Genomic DNA, 15,628 nt, shown 5'->3' with positions numbered 1-15,628 from the left:
ATTTTCGTGTTTACTGTTCGTTGCTGCCCCCCCACTACCCGTGCCGGCTTAGTTTACACTGGCAGTAGCGCCCTTGATATCCTTCTCCACATACTTGGAGGGGCACTTCAGCAGAATCTTGTCGGCCACGAACGTATCGTTGCGCATGGCCCCGGTAATCACCACCTGCTCCGATTTGTCGAAGTCCTGCGGTTTGGGGTTGAAGTAAATAACCCGCTGCGCAATGCGGTTGGTATCCACCAGCGTAAAGGCGAAGTAATTGGGGTCGACGGTAGGGTTGTACTCCAAGCCCAGAATATTCTTGGCTCCGTCGCGGGGCAGGCGGCCTACCACGTGCACTTTGGTGAGGTTGCCTTCAGCAGCCCGCTCCCGTGCTTCTTTAAATGAGACATACACGCTGGCATCACCGGCGGTGCTCATGATAATGCCAATAGCCACGGCAATAATGGCAATGACGAAAATATGGGTCTTTTTCATTTCAGCAATACAACAGGGCGCCCGCTTTTTCGGGCAACGGTCATTCGGAACAACGAAATGCGGGCGAAAGGTGCCAGTGCTTCAACGCGTAGCGTATCTCGGGAAGTTCAGGACCTGCAGGTTGTGCAGGCAATGATTTTCGGCAGTTTTCCGGTGAGCTTCACTGCTGCACCTTACTGGCTGCTACTTGCTTATTCCTGTATTTCCTTTTCCAGACGCGTCAGGCGGCGGTCCAGGGAAATCAGAAAGAACAGCAACCCGGCCAGTACCACGGTAATGACGGCTACTACCACGTAGATTTTCCCGCTTTGCCGTAGGGTATCGGCCATTTCGGGCTGGTTAGCGGGCTGGGCGGCGGCGTGCAGCACGGGCAGCAGGAAGGCCAGCAGCAGGGCCGCTACCGGACGCAGCTTACGCAAGCTGTTTTTCATATAGTTTGAGTTTGAGCAGGGAAACACGGCTGGCCAGCTGAGCCAGCCAGAATGCCAATAAGGTCCAGCCAATCACGGCCGGGTAAAACACGAGGCGCATGTTACTGTCGAGGTCATATTTGGCAAACGCCGGGTTGCCGCCCGCCCCGGGGTGGAGCGAATCGGTGAGGCGTGGCAGAATATAGAACAGCGGCATGGCCGTGGCAAAGGCGAAAATGTTGTAGATGGCCGATATGCGGGCCCGCTGCTGCTCATCGGTAAAGGAGGAACGCAGCACCAGATAGGCACCGTAAATGAGCATGGCAATGGCCGCACCGTTCAGCTTGGGGTCGTTGGTCCACCAGGCCCCCCAAGTGTATTTTGCCCAGATGCTGCCCGTGGCCAGCCCTACAAATCCCATCAGAATACCCGTTCGGGCCGATTCGTGGGCCTGGATATCCAGTTCCGGCGTGGGGTTGCGCAGGTAGCGCACCGAGTAGTACACCGATGCCAGCAGCACGAACGTCATACCGAACCACATGGGCACGTGGAAATACAGGTTCCGGATGGTTTCATTCAGAATAGCCAGCCGCGGTACCGGCATCAGCAGGCCTGCCACTGCCACGTACAGCAACAGCACAACACTCAACGCTTTCCACCAGTTTTTTTTCATACTATACATTGGCTATCAGTCTTTTCAGGACCGCCACAGAAAAGGAAACAGCAGGTACGAAACCGCGCCTACAATCATATTGAGGGCTACCAGCGTGAGCAGGGAGCTTTGGCTGGCTTCGAACTCCAGGCCATCCAGTGCGTTTTTGGATACTTTGATGAGCAGCAGTAGCATGGGAACCATCAGCGGAAACCCCAGCACGGCCATGAGCGTGCTGCTGTTGGTGGCTTTGGCGGCAATACCCGATACCAGCGTAAGCGTGCTGGCGAAGCCTACTGCTCCCAGCACCACGTTACCCACAAACAAGGGCACGTTCTGAACCGGGTTGCCCAGCACAACCGAGTACAGCAGCAGTGCCACCAGAGCTAGGCCGAGCAGCAACAGGGTGTTGTAGGCGATTTTGGCCAGAATTACGGCCTGCGGGCGTACCAGCGTGTAATAGTAAAGCATGCGCCCCCGGCTTTCCTGCAGGAAGCCCTTCGCCACGGCATTTACCGCCGAAAACAGCAGAACAATCCAGAACAATGCGTTCCAGGCTGGCGCGGGCAGTTGCCCACCTCTTGAGGAGAAACACAGGTAGCACACAAACACGGTGCTGCTCACGTACAGCAACATCCCGTTCAGGGCCGCACGCTGCCGCCATTCCAGGCGAAAGTCCTTCTGCATCAACACCCAAATTTCGCTCAGAAGCGTCACGGCAACACGGCTGGTAAACAGGACCGCAAAGATACAACCCAACTCCCGGATTAGCCCCTCCCCTCCCTGGATAATCCGTTGCCATGCAGGAAGCTGAGCAAACAGAGGCTTTTCAGACGCGTTCCGGTACCTGCTAAATGCCAAACGCCCGACAGATATCTGCCGGGCGTTTGGTGTTCGATCAGCCTTATGGGGCTGATGCGGCACTTATACTATTTAGAAGTCATATCCCAGCGTCACGTACAGCTTCGGGCCAGTGTTGTTGTACTGCTCCCGCCCCCAGGCCAGGTCTCCCTTCACGTAGAAGCCCAGCATGGTAGTGCGCATGCCTACTCCGTAGCCGTACAGCATGGGGTTGGTGAAATTGATGACGGATGCTTTAAAGGCGCCTTCCTCCTTGGTCTGGGTGTTGTTGGAGTTGTTTACGCTGAACGGGTTGGCACCGGAATACGTGGTACCCATATCCCCAAAAGCCGTGAGCTGCAGATTCCGGAAGAAGCCCGACTCGATGGGCCGGTGTGAGAGGTATTGCACAATGGGCAGGCGCAGCTCCGAATTGAACAACACGTATTTCTGCCCGATGCGCTTGCTGTAGTCAAACCCGCGCAGGTTGGTAACGAACTGCTGGTAGAACATCTGGGTGGGGTCCAGCTGAGTGGGGTCCAGGGCCTGGGTTTTGTCGGCCGTGATGAACTGGCTGTCGTTATAGTCGTAGTTCAGCCAGTTGTCCATGCCACCCAGCCGGAAGAACGGTTGCGCCGTACCTCCCCCGATGTATTGCCCGAAGCTGGCCCGGTTGGCCCAGATCAGCTGACGGTGCAGCTTCTGGTAGTGGCGCAGATCCACAAAAATCTTGGTGAAGCTGGTGCCGTGCCCGTCCAGGTCCGACAGGCGCGTTACGCCGGCTTTCATGCGGGTGCCCTGTAGCATATTCACGCCTGTGGCAATGGAGTTATCGAACACCAGTTCACCTTCACCACCCAGATAGTTATTGGTGCGGTCGGTGGAGTTGCTCAGATCAGCATAAATCTTGCGGCTTACGCTCACGAAGCGAGGCCCCAGGCGCACACTCAGATTGTGCGTGAGCGGATACGCCAGCGTAGGAGCAATTTCGTGCCGCCCATAGCGTACCCGGCCCAGCCCCTCCGGGTTGATGAAATACGCTTGCTTCTGATAACGCACACTCCAGTCGTAGCGGTGCTTGAGGTTGGTATATTCAGCGAAGATGTTGCTGGTCCGCAAGTCGGTCAGGGCGAAAATGCCCGCCTGAATCCGGTGATTTTCCATCAGGTCCGACATGTTCACCTGGCCCATCAGCCCCAGCCCCAGCAGCGGATCAGAGTACAGCGTGGATACCACGTTATCGATGCTGAACTGCGTGTCGTAGCGGAACGGGCCGGTGAGGGCCGTGGCCTCGGCCGGAGCTGCTTTGGGCAGAGCTACTACCGTGGCAGCCCGCCGCTTGGTTATCGTAGGAGAAGCCCGGGAGGCCGGAATATCCTCGTCAAACTCGTAGGCGTCGGTATTGACCTGGTTATCGGTCTTTTTAGCCGATTGTGGGACTGTTTCCTGCGTGGGAGCCGGCGTTTGAGGAGCAGCCGGCTGCTGCCCGCTATTCTGCTGGGTGGCGTTGGCGACGGTTGGACCGGGCCGGTTGGGCGCGGCAGCCTTGGCCGGCTTCGAGCGGTCCTCCAGCGTTTCCTGCCGGGCCGTTTTGAACAGCGTCAGGCCCGTAGGCAGCGTGTAGTTAGGGTACAAATAGATATTGTCGCGCCCATCCTCCGCCGCCACGAAGCTCAGCGTGCTGCTCGCGGCGCTGTAATCATAATCCTTGATGTTAGCCAGGAAGCTGGTTACGGGCTGGTATTGTTTGGTGGCCAGCGTGAGGCGGTAGAGGCTGCGCACCCCGCTTTCCTCACTCACAAACAGCACTTCCGAGTCGGATATGGCCCGGGGCCGGCTTTCGTTGGAAATGGTATTGACCAGCATTTCCACGGGCTGCGGCCGCCCATCCAAGTGATAGAGGTACAAGTCGTAGTTGTTCACCACGGCTCCGAAGCTGCCTTTGGCAGTACCCGCCGAGTCAAGCCACCGGTTGGAGCTGAACACAATACCGCCGCCGCCGGGCAGGAAAGTGGGCTCTACGTCATCAAACACGTCGTTGGTCAGCTTTTCGGGGGTACGGCTGCCGGCCCGCAGCAGATACAGGTCGTTTTGCCCGTTGCGTACGCCGCTAAACACCAACGACTTGCCATCGGGCGAGTAGCTCAGGTCGGTTACCTGCGAAAACTGGCTGAGCAGGGAAGCGCGGCGGCCAAAGCTGGGCAGCAGACTTTTCAGCCGGGCCACCACGTTGCGCACGCCACCATCAGCCTCCCGTAGCTGCAGGGCCAGCTGGCCTTTCTCTTCTTCCACCACTGCTACCTGGCCGTTGCCGCGCCAGGCCAGCACCGGTAGCCGGGTTTCCACCTGTTGGTCAGGGGTTTTGTAGCCGCTCCGGTGAATCTTGTCGCGGCCTTTGCCGTCCTTGCTCACCACCAGCACCCGGTAGCGGCCCTGGTCGTTTTGCACGTAGGCCAGGCGCTGGCCATTGGGGCTGATTACCGGCTGGCTGTACACCATGCTTTTGCGGTTGCGGCCCGCCAGACTGTTTTTCTCGTCGGCCTCCTGGTACGGTGTGCGCGGCTGCGCATTCAGCTGCCGGTAGTAGCCCAGCCAGTCTTTCAGGAACACCTTGTAGGGCACGTTCAGCGAGGAGCTGATGCCCACTTCCACGTCGCGGGTGATGCGCGTGAGATTCAGAATATTCTGGATGCTGGTGTAGCCATAGCGCTCCGCAATGTAGTTCCACACGCTCTGGCCGGCCAGCTCGGGGTTGCGCACGAAGAATGGAGCCGTGCGGTTGCCCTCGTGCTCCTTGGTCATGGTGCGCATGTAGTCGTCCATTTCCACGCTCCAGCCCTGGGCCGCGTAGGCCGAGGCCCCGCCGATAAACCAGTCTGGCAGTTGCAGCAGGTAGCTGCTCTGGATAACTTCCTTCAGCGAGCCGCCATACATCATATCATTGAGCAGCACCTGCGTGATGCGGTTGCTCAAATCCTGCTTGAAGCGCGTTTGCTGGCCCTGAAAGGCAATCTGCACTTTGGTCATGCGCAGCAGCGAGGTTTCGCCGCCGGTCTGGTACTTGTCACTGTTCAGGCCCACGTTGCTCTGCCGCAGGTCGCCGACGGAGTTGAAGAGCATGATGGTGGTTTTAGAGTACGGATAGTACCCAATCAGGCCCGTGATGCGCTGCAGCTCTTTTTCGGCGTATTCGGCCGCGTGGCGGGCGTTGGCCTCGCCGCCCGCGTAATAGTAGATGTTGAAATTCTGGGTACTGAACTGCTGCCAGTTAAACTCCTTGTATTGCAGCCGTACCCGGCCAAACGGTTCCTGGGCCGTTTGGGCCTGTACAGTTTCGCCGGAAAGCAGCAAGCCCAGCAGCAGGGCTGCCAGGCCGGCCGGCCCACTCACGCGGGGCCGGAATAGTAAGGACACGTGCTTCATATACTGAAAGCTAAAGGCGAGAGGCAGATGAGCGTGTGCCGGCAACTGCCGACGCGGAAGAATATAACGTAAAATACCGCCGGATATTGACTTCGGGCCAGGGCTCTACGTCATTTTCCAGCCAGTCGGCCATTACCTGGGCCAACCGGGGAGCCATCATCACTCCCTTCGAGCCGAACCCATTGAAAATGTGCACGCCCGGCGCATCCGGATGAGTACCCAACAGGGGTTTTCGGTCACGCACGGCTGGCCGTACGCTGGCCCGTTGTCCGGTTACCCGGAACGGTAGACTGGTAATACCGCGGAGCCGTTGGGTAAGTTCCTCAAGCGCCTCGGGGGTGGTGCCCTCGGCGAATGGGGGCCAGCGGTAGGTAGCGCCTACGCGCAGCTTTCCGCTGCCCAGCGGCAGCACGTAAGCTCCTTTGTTGAACACAACTCCCTCGGGTAGCTCCGGGCATTCTACATCCAGCACCTCACCCTGGTTAGGCGTCAGGGGCAGCCAGTGGAAATATGGATTATGCACGGCAGCCGCCCCTTCGCAACTGATGATGTGCCGGGCCTGCACCCGCTCATCATATACAAAGCCGCCATCCTCCGTGGCAACCAGACGGGTCCAATCGAATGCCTCGTGCCGCAGCCATCCTTCCCGCAAGCCCTGAGCCGTGAGCTGTGTCAGCAGTTCTTCTATCAATACGTAGCCGCCGCCCCGAATCAGGAGCCCGCCCAGTTCCTGCTCCACGCCGGGGAGTTTGGGCAGGGCTCCGGTAGGGTTTTCCACAAAATCCTGCCAGGGCTGGTCGGCGCTGCGCGCCAGCACCGTATTCTGTTCCTGCACCGAGGAAAACAGCTTGATGATGGGCATTTCGCGCAGAAACGGCAGCCCCAGTCGTTCTTCCTGAGCCCGATAAAAGGCAATGGCGGCGGTTAGCAGCTCCTCAGCCCGCCAGGCCAGCGCGAACCGCTTGCCCGCCACGGGATTCATCAGGCCGGCCGCCACCCGCGAGGCTGAATCGGGCTGCGGGGCATCCAGCACCAGCACCTGCCGGCCCCTGCTGCGCAGCTCCGCCGCCAGCGTGGCCCCGGCAATACCAAACCCCACCAGTACATACTCAACGCGTATCATAGGGGGCAAGGTAGGGAAAGAGTGATGAAGTGATAATGGAAAGCGGAATAAAGCAAGCGGCGAACAGGGCGCGTGGCCTGCCACTCCGGTACACTTGCGTAACTTACCCTCCCAAATGCGCCGGTGGCTCCGGCCACGTTTCATTTCCTGCTATGACTGTTTCCGGCTTCACGTTCAACGCCTTTTCCGAGAATACCTATCTGCTGCACGATGCCACCGGCCAGTGCGTCATCATCGACCCCGGCTGCTACGAGCCGGCCGAGCAACAGGTGCTGCGGAGCTTTATTGAAGCGCAGGGTTTGCAAGTAGTCCTGCTTCTGAATACGCACTGCCACATCGACCATGTATTTGGTAATCAGTTCGTACTCGACACCTACCAAGTGCCTTTCCTCATTCATGAGGCCGATTTGAGCACGCTCCGCTCGGTGCCGGCTTACGCACCCAGCTACGGCTTTCCGAAGTATAATCCCGCTGAGCCCACCGGTTTTCTGACACCCGGTGAACCGATTCGCTTCGGCGAAACGGAGTTGGAAGTGCGGTTTGCGCCGGGCCACGCACCGGGTCACGTTATCTTTTATCATGCCCCCACCAGTACTGTAATCGGGGGCGACGTGCTGTTCCAGGGCAGCATCGGCCGTACCGATTTGCCCGGCGGCGACTACGCCACGCTGATTGACAGCATTAAAACACAGCTGCTCACCCTCCCCGACGATACAGTGGTGTACCCCGGCCACGGCCCGGCCACTACTGTTAGCCAGGAGCGGCGCAGCAACCCATTTCTGAACTAAACGCCTGCCGTCTTTTGCCGGCATCCTGGAATTTTGGCACCTCACACCAGCTCTACGTCTTCAAGTTTTCCAATCCCTTGAAAAAACACCTTCCAAACGCCGTTACCTGCCTCAACCTCTTCTCCGGCTGCCTGGCGTTGTGCCACATTTTTGCCGGCGACCTGGAAACCGGTGCCTATTTCGTTGGCCTGTCCGCCGTGTTCGATTTTTTTGATGGTTTGCTGGCACGGGCCCTGCACGTTTCTTCCCCCATCGGCAAAGACCTGGACTCCTTGGCCGATGTCGTGTCGTTTGGGGTGGTACCAGGAGCATTCATGTTTGATTTGCTGCGCCAGAGCGGTGCCGGGCTGCCGGGTTGGCTACCGTATGCCGGTTTTATTATTACCGTGTTTTCGGCGTTGCGGCTGGCCAAGTTCAACAACGACACCCGCCAGTCCGATTCCTTCATCGGGCTGCCTACGCCGGCCTGCACGCTGGTAGTGGCCTCGCTGCCGCTGATTCTGGCCAACGACCGGTTCGCCCTCAGCCCCTTTGTTCTCAACCCGTGGGTGCTGCTGGGCCTTACGCTGCTGCTTTCGGGCCTGCTGGTGGCGGAGTTGCCCCTGTTTGCGCTCAAGTTCAAAACCTTCCGCTGGCAGGATAACCAGGTGCGGTTTGTGTTTCTGCTGCTGAGCGTGGGGCTGCTGGCATGGCTGTGGGCGGCTGCCATTCCGCTCATTATTTTGTTGTACGTACTGCTGTCGGTAGTCAGCCCGGCCAAGCCGGCGCATACCTGAGTCGCGCAATCCGGCAAGGGCCTGTGTGGCGTTTATCAGGTAACTGGATTTTTTGCGGCAGCGCTGCAATAATTCTGAGAGTGAGCAGTTAAATAGCCCCGGCTGAACTGTGTTGCGGCCCGGCCTGTTGCCCCTCCAAAGCTGTTGTCATTTAGTTGATTTTACGTTCTGCGTATGCGGTATTTTACGTTCCGGTGGTTTCTGACGCTGGTTCTGGGTGTGGCCGGGCAGGTAGCCTGGGCACAGTCGGAGCAAGTGGTGCGGGCCCGCATTACCTGGACGGGCACTGAGCCGGTAGCACTGAAAGGCCAGAAACGGCTGGTACCGTCCTTTCGGGGTGCTTCTTTTCGTCGCAATGAGCAGGTGGGTACCTTCCAGCTGCGCCTGACCGGCACCGTGGGCCAGGGCCAGTTGCGGGATGCCGTATATGAGGCCGTTTCGGCAGCCGATGCCCGGCAGCTGGATCTGGCAGCCCTGCCTGCCACGCCGGCGCTGGAGCTTATTCCGGGCACTGAGGTGAAGCAGCAGGTGACCTTACTGGCCGTGCGGCCCCTGCGGCGCAATCCGCAAACCGGCCAGGCCGAGAAGCTGGTGTCCTTCGCCTACGCCTACACAACGGCCGCGCAGCGCGGCACGGCCAGCCGTGTGTACACGCGTACATCCGTGCTCAACCAGGGCGACTGGTTCAAGATTGGCGTTGCGGGCAGCGGTATCTACAAGCTCGACAAAGCAACGCTCAGCGGCCTGGGCCTGAATGTGCAGAGCCTGGACCCTAGCCGCCTGCGCCTGTACGGCAATGCTATGGGCACTCTGCCACAGGCCAACAGCGCGTACCGCCCCGATGATCTGGCCGAAAACGCCCTGCAGTTTGTAGGCGACGGCAACCCGACTTTCGACGACAACGAGTACTTCCTGTTTTATGCGCGCGGTCCGCATACCTGGGTCCGCGACGGACAGACCACGCTATTCAAACATCAGCTCAACCCGTACACCGATACCGCTTACTACTTTCTGACGGTAGGCCCCACAGCCGGGCGGCGCGTGGCCGCAGCGCCAACCGTCAACGGCACTGCTACGGGCCGCGTTACTACCTTCAATGAGCGGCAGTTCTATGAGCGGGAGCTGCAGAACCTGGCAAAATCGGGCCGGGTGTGGGTAGGCGAAACGTTTTCGGCGGCAACGGGCCTGCAGCACGATGCCTCGTTCAGCGTAGCCGACCTGGTGCCGGGCTCCACGGTGCAGGTTACCTCTTCGGTGGTGGCTTCCTCTACGGCGGCCACCACTTTCCAAACCAGCATCAATGGCCAGAACTCTGCTACGCAAGTGGTACCGGGCTTCAACTGTACCGGCGGTTATGGCTGCTACCCCGAAGTAGCCAATACGGACCTGCGCCCTCTAAGCTACCTGGTGCCAGCTACGTCACCCTCCGAAATCAAGGTCAGCCTGACCTATAACGGCGGCACCGACCCGTCGGCCCGCGGTTTTCTGGACTACCTGGAGCTGAATGCCCAGCGGCAGCTTCGCTTCGGCGGCAGTGCCCTGGAGTTTCGCTCCCTCGCCAACATTGGACCTACGGCCATCAGCCAGTTTGAAGTGGCTAATGCCGCTGGTGTTACCATCTGGGATGTTACCAATCCGCGCCGCCCGGCGGCAGTTACGCACTCCGCCGGCACGTTCCTGGCCCGTACCGATTCGGTGCGGGAGTTTGTAGCGTTCAGCGGCAGCAGCTTTCCTACGCCCCGGGGCTTCGGCCGCGTCGGCAACCAGAACCTGCACGCCCTGAACCTCGACGGCAAGCTGGAGCTGGTGATTCTTACGCATCCGGCGTTTCTGACGGCCGCCAATAAGCTGGCGGCTCACCGCACCACCCACGATGGCCTCACCACGCAGGTAGTCACCACCTCGCAGGTATATAATGAGTTTGGTTCCGGCGGCCAGGATGTAACTGCCATTCGCGACTTTATGAAAATGGTGTATGACCGGAACACCACCGGCCGCCGCCAGTACCTGCTGCTTTTCGGCGACGCATCCTACGACTACAAAGCCGACCCCACCAACGACGTCAGCAAACTCCCCGACTGGTGGAAAGACCGGCTGCCGGCCAACAGCAATAAAATCAACCAGAACTTTGTACCGGTGTATGAATCGGTAGAAAGCTTTGACCTGGTAATGGGAGCCCGCCAGAATGCGCAGGGGCTCACCTATTCTTCCGATGACTACTACGGCCTGCTCGATGACAATGAAGGTGCCTGGCTACCGAATACCAGCAATGAGCTGATGGACATTGCCGTGGGTCGTCTGCCGGTACGCACGACCGACCAGGCAACGCTTGTCACCAATAAGCTTATCGGCTACGATTCGCCCGCCAGCTACGGCAAATGGCGCAACCGGCTTTCGTTCGTGACGGATGATGGCGACGGCAACCTGTTCAGCTACTACAGCGAGCAGCTAACCCGGCCCCTTGATACCGCCGCGACGGCACGCAGCTACAACGTCTACAAGCAGTACCTGGATATGTATCCGCAGGTAACGGTGGCGGCCGGCCAACGCTCTGCAGCGGCCGAAAAGGCGGTGGACGATGCTTTCGAGAAAGGCTCCTTGGTGATTAACTACATCGGCCACGGCAGCCCCCGCAGCTGGGCCGATGAGCAGATTCTGACCATCAGCTCGGTGCAGCGCCTGCAGAACTCCACCATGCTGCCGTTCCTGTTCACCGGCACCTGCGACTTCAGCACCTACGACAACCCGGAATTCACCTCCGCCGGCGAACAGTCTCTCACGGATATCAGCGGCGGCTCCATCGGTCTGCTCACCACCACACGAGTCGTGTACGCCGATAAAAACCAGGCGCTGGCCATTGAGTTCTTCAACGACCTGTTCAAGCCCCGCGCCGATGGAACCATGCCCCGCATCGGCGACATCTGTCGCATTGCCAAGAACATTGCCGTAGCCGGCGACAACAACCGCAACTACGCCCTGCTCGGCGACCCATCCATGCGCTTGGCCTACCCCGAGCAAATGGCGGTAGTCACCGCCATCAACGGTAAGCCCGCTACCCAGGCCGATACGCTCAAGGCGCTTCAGCAGGTTGAAATGAAAGGCGAAGTGCGGCAGAACGGCCGTCTGAACAGCAGCTTCACGGGTACCGCCAATGTGCAGGTATTCGAGAAAAAGATGCGCATAGTAACGCTGGGCAACGAATCCGATACCACGTCGATTCGTGTGCGTGAAAACATTATTTACGATGGTCCGGCTACGGTGCGCGGTGGTCAGTTCAAGCTGCAGTTTGTGGTTCCCAAAGACATCAACTACAGCGTAGGTCTGGGCAAAATCAGCCTATATGCCTCTGATGCGGCTAACCGCACCGATGCGCACGGCCAGCAACTGATTGGCGTAGGGGATGCCGCTGCCCTGGCCTACCGCGACACGATTCCGCCCCGCATCCGCCTGTTCATGGATAACGAGCAGTTTGTGTTTGGCGGCCTCACCGGGCTTACCACTACCCTGCTGGGTAACCTCCGCGACGAGAGTGGTATCAATACCGCCGGCACCGGCATCGGCCACGACCTGACGGCGACGCTGGATGGCGACGCCAGTAAGGTAACCATCCTGAATTCCTTCTACACCGCCAAAACCGACAGCTTTCAGGTGGGCCGCGTAGAGTATCGGTTCAAAGACCTGGCGGCCGGCCCCCACGAGCTGCGCGTAAAAGCCTGGGATACGTGGAATAACTCCGCCGAGCGGACCGTAGAGTTTGTGGCTGCGCCTACCGAGAAGTTGGCTCTCCAGCACGTGCTCAACTATCCCAACCCCTTCGCCCGCACTACTACGTTTCATTTCGACCACAACCGCCAGGGCGAGGACCTTGATATTCAGGTCCAGATTTTCACGGTATCGGGTAAGCTGGTGCGTACGCTGCAGGGCTCTGCATTCGGCAGCGGCTCCCACGTCTCATCCATCAGCTGGGACGGCCGCGACGACTACCAGGACCAATTGGCCCGTGGCGTGTACGTGTACCGCGTGAGCGTACGCACCCGGTCCGTAGATGGCAAGGATACCTTCACGGCCTCGAAATACGAAAAACTGGTTTTGCTTAACTAATCAACTGCGGCTTTTCGCCTACCTTCCGCCTCCATTCTTCACCCCCCTTTATGACACTGCCGAAACTGTCCCTGCGCTCTGTGTTGCTGCCCGGCCTGCTGGGTTTTGCCGCCACGGCGGCCCACGCCCAGAGCCGGGTCAATGCCATTACCACCGCTGTTCCCATCCTCACCATCAGCCCCGACGCCCGCTCGTCGGCTCTCGGTGAAGCCGGCGTAGCCATCAGCCCCGATGCCAATGCCGGTTACTACAATCCCGGCAAGCTGGGCTTCGTCCGGTATCAGTACAGCGCGGCAGCATCGTACACTCCCTGGCTGGCTAGTATTGCCAACGATATGGGCCTGGCTTACCTAAGCGGTACCAGCAAAATTGGTGACCGGTCGACCATTTCGGCCAATCTGATGTACTTTGACCTGGGTCAGATTGACTACCGCACTTCCACCAACCAGCCCAATGGCTCCTTCAACCCGAAGGAATACGCCTTTACCGTTGGCTACGGCCAGAAGCTAAGCGACAATTTCGGCGTGGGCCTGAATGCCCGCTACATTCGCTCCAACCTCACCGGCGGCACTGCCGATACCAAGCCCGGCAATGCCATTGCTGTTGACCTCGGTGCGTACTACACCACTGACCTCACTATTGGCGCCGGAGATTATAGCCTGGCTTTTGGCGCTGCTGTGTCCAACATTGGTAACAAAATAGCTTACACCGATGGTAACCAACCCGACTTCCTGCCGACCAATTTCAAGCTGGGCACCGCTATTACAAAGGAGTTAGATGCGTACAATAAAATTACGCTGACGGTTGATGCCAATAAGCTGTTGGTACCTACTCCGTACTACGACAAGAATGACCCCACTGATGACCGCACGGCTGCCCCGGTAGTCGCCGAAAACCTGAAACGCGCCAACTATGGCATCGTGCGCGGCATCACGAGTTCCTTCAGCGACGCTCCCGGTGGATTCAGCGAAGAAATGAAGGAAATCAATATTTCCGGCGGTCTGGAGTATACATACAACGATTTGCTGATGGCCCGCGTAGGCTATTTCTACGAAAACCCTATGAAGGGTGACCGTCAGTATCTCAGCTTCGGTGCCGGCGTGCGCTATCAGGTATTCGGTGTCGATGGTACTTACCTAGTGCCCAACTCCAAAGCCAACCCCCTTGCCCAGACGCTGCGCATCTCACTGCACTTTAACTTCAACGAACTCAGCGAAGCCTTCGGTGGCTCCGATAGCCCGACCAACTAATTCAACTTCTTGATGCTCGACCGCACAGTCGCTCCTCCCGTTCAGCCGCTGGCCAGTGTAAAGCTGCCCGCGGCTGACGTGTTTTCGCTCCCTAACGGAGCCCGTCTGCACATCATGCGCAACAGTGCCCAGCCCGTTGTGCGCCTACAGGTAGTGTTTAAAGCCGGAAAATTTACCGAGCCTGCTTTGGGAATTTCCCTGCTCACGGCCCGTATGCTGCTGGAAGGCACCCGCACCCGCACCGCCCGCCAGATTGCCGACGAAGTAGCCTTTTATGGTGCCTCTTTGGAATGTGAACAGGGCTTCGACCGGGCCACACTAACACTGTATTGCCTTAGCCGTCATCTTAGCAAACTGTTGCCACTGGTAGCTGACGTTCTAACCGAACCAACCTTTCCGGAAACAGAGGCAACGCTTCTCAAAACCCGCACTATCCAGAACGTGCAGGTTGAGCGACAAAAAACCAGCTACCTGGCGGCAGAACAGTTTTCAAACAACCTGTTTGGCGCCCATCACCCCTACGGCGTAAAGTTCAATGAGTCGGCCTTTCTACAGGTAACCACGGAGGATATGCGCCGTTTCCACCAGCAAGCGTACCGGTTCTCCGAAGCCGAAATATTCCTGTGTGGTGATGTTGATGCTACCCACGATACAGCAGTTAGCCAAGCGCTAGGCTCTCCCACCGATAGCAAATCTCCACAGTTGACGACTGCAGCTCCGCAGCCCGTAAGTGCTCCGATACAGGATGCTCTCACGGTACCCGGCAGTATGCAAGCCTCCCTCCGGATTGGACGCCTTTGGCCCAGCCTACACCATACACAGACGCATGAACTGCAGGTACTGGTAAAGGTATTAGGCGGCTATTTTGGCTCACGCCTGATGAAAAATATTCGGGAGGACAAAGGCTTTACTTATGGCATCTATGCCAGCGTCGGCCCCAGAGAGCATGCTACCAGCTTTGTCATCGGCTCCGATGTTAATGGTGCCAACGCTACAAATGCTATCCACGAAATCCATTTTGAACTACGCCGCTTGCAGGAAGAACTCATCCCCGACACCGAACTCCAGACTGTCAAGAATTACATGGCAGGCAAGTTTGCGAATGAGCTCAGCACCGTATTCGAGCAGTGTGACAAGTACAAGAATCTTGTTTTCTACAATCTACCCAATACCTACTACTCAGATTTCATCGGTCACATTCAAACAGTAAGAGCAGCCACACTCCAACAACTGGCCCAACAGTACCTTTCTCCAGAGGAGATGATTCAGGTAGTTGTAGGCCCATAAACAAGCACTGCCCACATAATAAGAAAGCCGACTAAATTAGTCGGCTTTCTTATTATGTGGGCAGTACAACTGCTATAAGACATCCTATCTATGATATCAAGAGTCAGACACGGTCATTAAAACGTGTAGTGATATTCAAACGATAACACATGCTGTGTAATCTATCAAAGCCCGCGTTCGAATACTTGCCGACCAATCTCCATACACAATGAGTACGAGACGAGTACTATAGAGTGTAATCTAAGGACTAATCACAGGCAAACTTCAAAGATCAATTCTAACCATTAAAGCCACAACGCATATCAAGTGGTCCCGTCTTAAAACAGTAGTCGCTGGATATGGAATATATGATCATACCCCGCACGCCCCCGAAAGCTACGCGGGTGGTCGTAGACAGCAAGCGGCCAGGCGCGCGGCGACCGTACCACCGGGGGGGTAAGGGAAGAGCCCCAAACGCAACACGCCCCGCGCATTCCCGGATGAGGGGAACGCCGCGGGGCG

Annotated in this window: 11 protein-coding genes; 5 read left to right on the top strand and 6 right to left on the bottom strand. The window is 58.0% G+C overall.

The window, feature by feature from the left end; all coding sequences use genetic code 11:
* Positions 1–48: 48 nt before the first annotated feature.
* The 6 genes from EI291_RS15255 to EI291_RS15230 all read right to left on the bottom strand — a co-directional run bounded on the left by EI291_RS15255 (position 49) and on the right by EI291_RS15230 (position 6,925).
* Positions 49–477: a cytochrome c maturation protein CcmE domain-containing protein gene (locus EI291_RS15255; protein ID WP_125421727.1), complete on the bottom strand. Its 429-nt coding sequence runs from the start codon at positions 475–477 to the stop codon at positions 49–51.
* 191 nt (positions 478–668) lie between these two features.
* The gene (locus tag EI291_RS15250; protein WP_125421724.1) at positions 669–908 is read right to left on the bottom strand and encodes a CcmD family protein; all 240 of its coding nucleotides are present in this window, start codon (positions 906–908) and stop codon (positions 669–671) included.
* Positions 889–1,560 (bottom strand): cytochrome c biogenesis protein, encoded by a 672-nt coding sequence (locus EI291_RS15245; RefSeq protein WP_125421721.1) that lies wholly within the window; start codon positions 1,558–1,560, stop codon positions 889–891. Before EI291_RS15245 ends, EI291_RS15250 begins: the two co-directional genes overlap by 20 nt.
* A gap of 24 nt (positions 1,561–1,584) precedes the next feature.
* Complete coding sequence (locus EI291_RS15240; RefSeq protein ID WP_125421718.1) at positions 1,585–2,226, bottom strand: heme exporter protein CcmB; 642 nt, start codon at positions 2,224–2,226, stop codon at positions 1,585–1,587.
* Positions 2,227–2,472: 246 nt separating this feature from the next.
* The gene (locus tag EI291_RS15235) at positions 2,473–5,802 is read right to left on the bottom strand and encodes a PD40 domain-containing protein (RefSeq protein ID WP_125421715.1); all 3,330 of its coding nucleotides are present in this window, start codon (positions 5,800–5,802) and stop codon (positions 2,473–2,475) included.
* A gap of 10 nt (positions 5,803–5,812) precedes the next feature.
* Positions 5,813–6,925, bottom strand: coding sequence for an NAD(P)/FAD-dependent oxidoreductase (locus tag EI291_RS15230; protein ID WP_170172670.1), 1,113 nt, complete (start codon positions 6,923–6,925; stop codon positions 5,813–5,815).
* A 152-nt stretch (positions 6,926–7,077) separates the two neighbouring features.
* Here EI291_RS15230 and EI291_RS15225 point away from each other — a divergent pair, with 152 nt between their 5' ends.
* The 5 genes from EI291_RS15225 (at position 7,078) to EI291_RS15205 (ending at position 15,127) form a co-directional block, all read left to right on the top strand.
* Positions 7,078–7,713, top strand: a complete 636-nt coding sequence (locus EI291_RS15225; protein WP_125421709.1) for an MBL fold metallo-hydrolase — start codon at positions 7,078–7,080, stop codon at positions 7,711–7,713.
* A gap of 77 nt (positions 7,714–7,790) precedes the next feature.
* The gene (locus tag EI291_RS15220) at positions 7,791–8,489 is read left to right on the top strand and encodes a CDP-alcohol phosphatidyltransferase family protein (RefSeq protein WP_125421706.1); all 699 of its coding nucleotides are present in this window, start codon (positions 7,791–7,793) and stop codon (positions 8,487–8,489) included.
* Between the two features lie 174 nt (positions 8,490–8,663).
* Positions 8,664–12,590 carry a type IX secretion system sortase PorU gene (gene porU / locus EI291_RS15215; RefSeq protein ID WP_125421703.1) on the top strand — a complete coding sequence of 1,309 codons (3,927 nt, stop codon included), beginning with the start codon at positions 8,664–8,666 and terminating at the stop codon, positions 12,588–12,590.
* A 50-nt stretch (positions 12,591–12,640) separates the two neighbouring features.
* The gene (gene porV, locus EI291_RS15210) at positions 12,641–13,840 is read left to right on the top strand and encodes a type IX secretion system outer membrane channel protein PorV (RefSeq protein WP_125421700.1); all 1,200 of its coding nucleotides are present in this window, start codon (positions 12,641–12,643) and stop codon (positions 13,838–13,840) included.
* 12 nt (positions 13,841–13,852) lie between these two features.
* Positions 13,853–15,127: a M16 family metallopeptidase gene (locus tag EI291_RS15205; protein WP_240635568.1), complete on the top strand. Its 1,275-nt coding sequence runs from the start codon at positions 13,853–13,855 to the stop codon at positions 15,125–15,127.
* Positions 15,128–15,628: the final 501 nt, after the last annotated feature.

Source organism: Hymenobacter rigui (genome assembly GCF_003944715.1).
In the GTDB taxonomy this organism is placed as follows: domain Bacteria; phylum Bacteroidota; class Bacteroidia; order Cytophagales; family Hymenobacteraceae; genus Hymenobacter; species Hymenobacter rigui.
This window is presented reverse-complemented; position numbering and strand designations above follow the sequence as displayed.

What these genes read in the sequence shown, in the direction of transcription:
- porU (WP_125421703.1), top strand. Translation starts at nt 8,664, where the DNA reads ATGCGGTATTTTACGTTCCGGTGGTTTCTGACGCTGGTTCTGGGTGTG.
- EI291_RS15205 (WP_240635568.1), top strand. Translation starts at nt 13,853, where the DNA reads ATGCTCGACCGCACAGTCGCTCCTCCCGTTCAGCCGCTGGCCAGTGTA.
- EI291_RS15240 (WP_125421718.1), bottom strand. Translation starts at nt 2,226, where the DNA reads ATGCAGAAGGACTTTCGCCTGGAATGGCGGCAGCGTGCGGCCCTGAAC.
- porV (WP_125421700.1), top strand. Translation starts at nt 12,641, where the DNA reads ATGACACTGCCGAAACTGTCCCTGCGCTCTGTGTTGCTGCCCGGCCTG.
- EI291_RS15245 (WP_125421721.1), bottom strand. Translation starts at nt 1,560, where the DNA reads ATGAAAAAAAACTGGTGGAAAGCGTTGAGTGTTGTGCTGTTGCTGTAC.
- EI291_RS15235 (WP_125421715.1), bottom strand. Translation starts at nt 5,802, where the DNA reads ATGAAGCACGTGTCCTTACTATTCCGGCCCCGCGTGAGTGGGCCGGCC.
- EI291_RS15230 (WP_170172670.1), bottom strand. Translation starts at nt 6,925, where the DNA reads ATGATACGCGTTGAGTATGTACTGGTGGGGTTTGGTATTGCCGGGGCC.
- EI291_RS15225 (WP_125421709.1), top strand. Translation starts at nt 7,078, where the DNA reads ATGACTGTTTCCGGCTTCACGTTCAACGCCTTTTCCGAGAATACCTAT.
- EI291_RS15255 (WP_125421727.1), bottom strand. Translation starts at nt 477, where the DNA reads ATGAAAAAGACCCATATTTTCGTCATTGCCATTATTGCCGTGGCTATT.
- EI291_RS15250 (WP_125421724.1), bottom strand. Translation starts at nt 908, where the DNA reads ATGAAAAACAGCTTGCGTAAGCTGCGTCCGGTAGCGGCCCTGCTGCTG.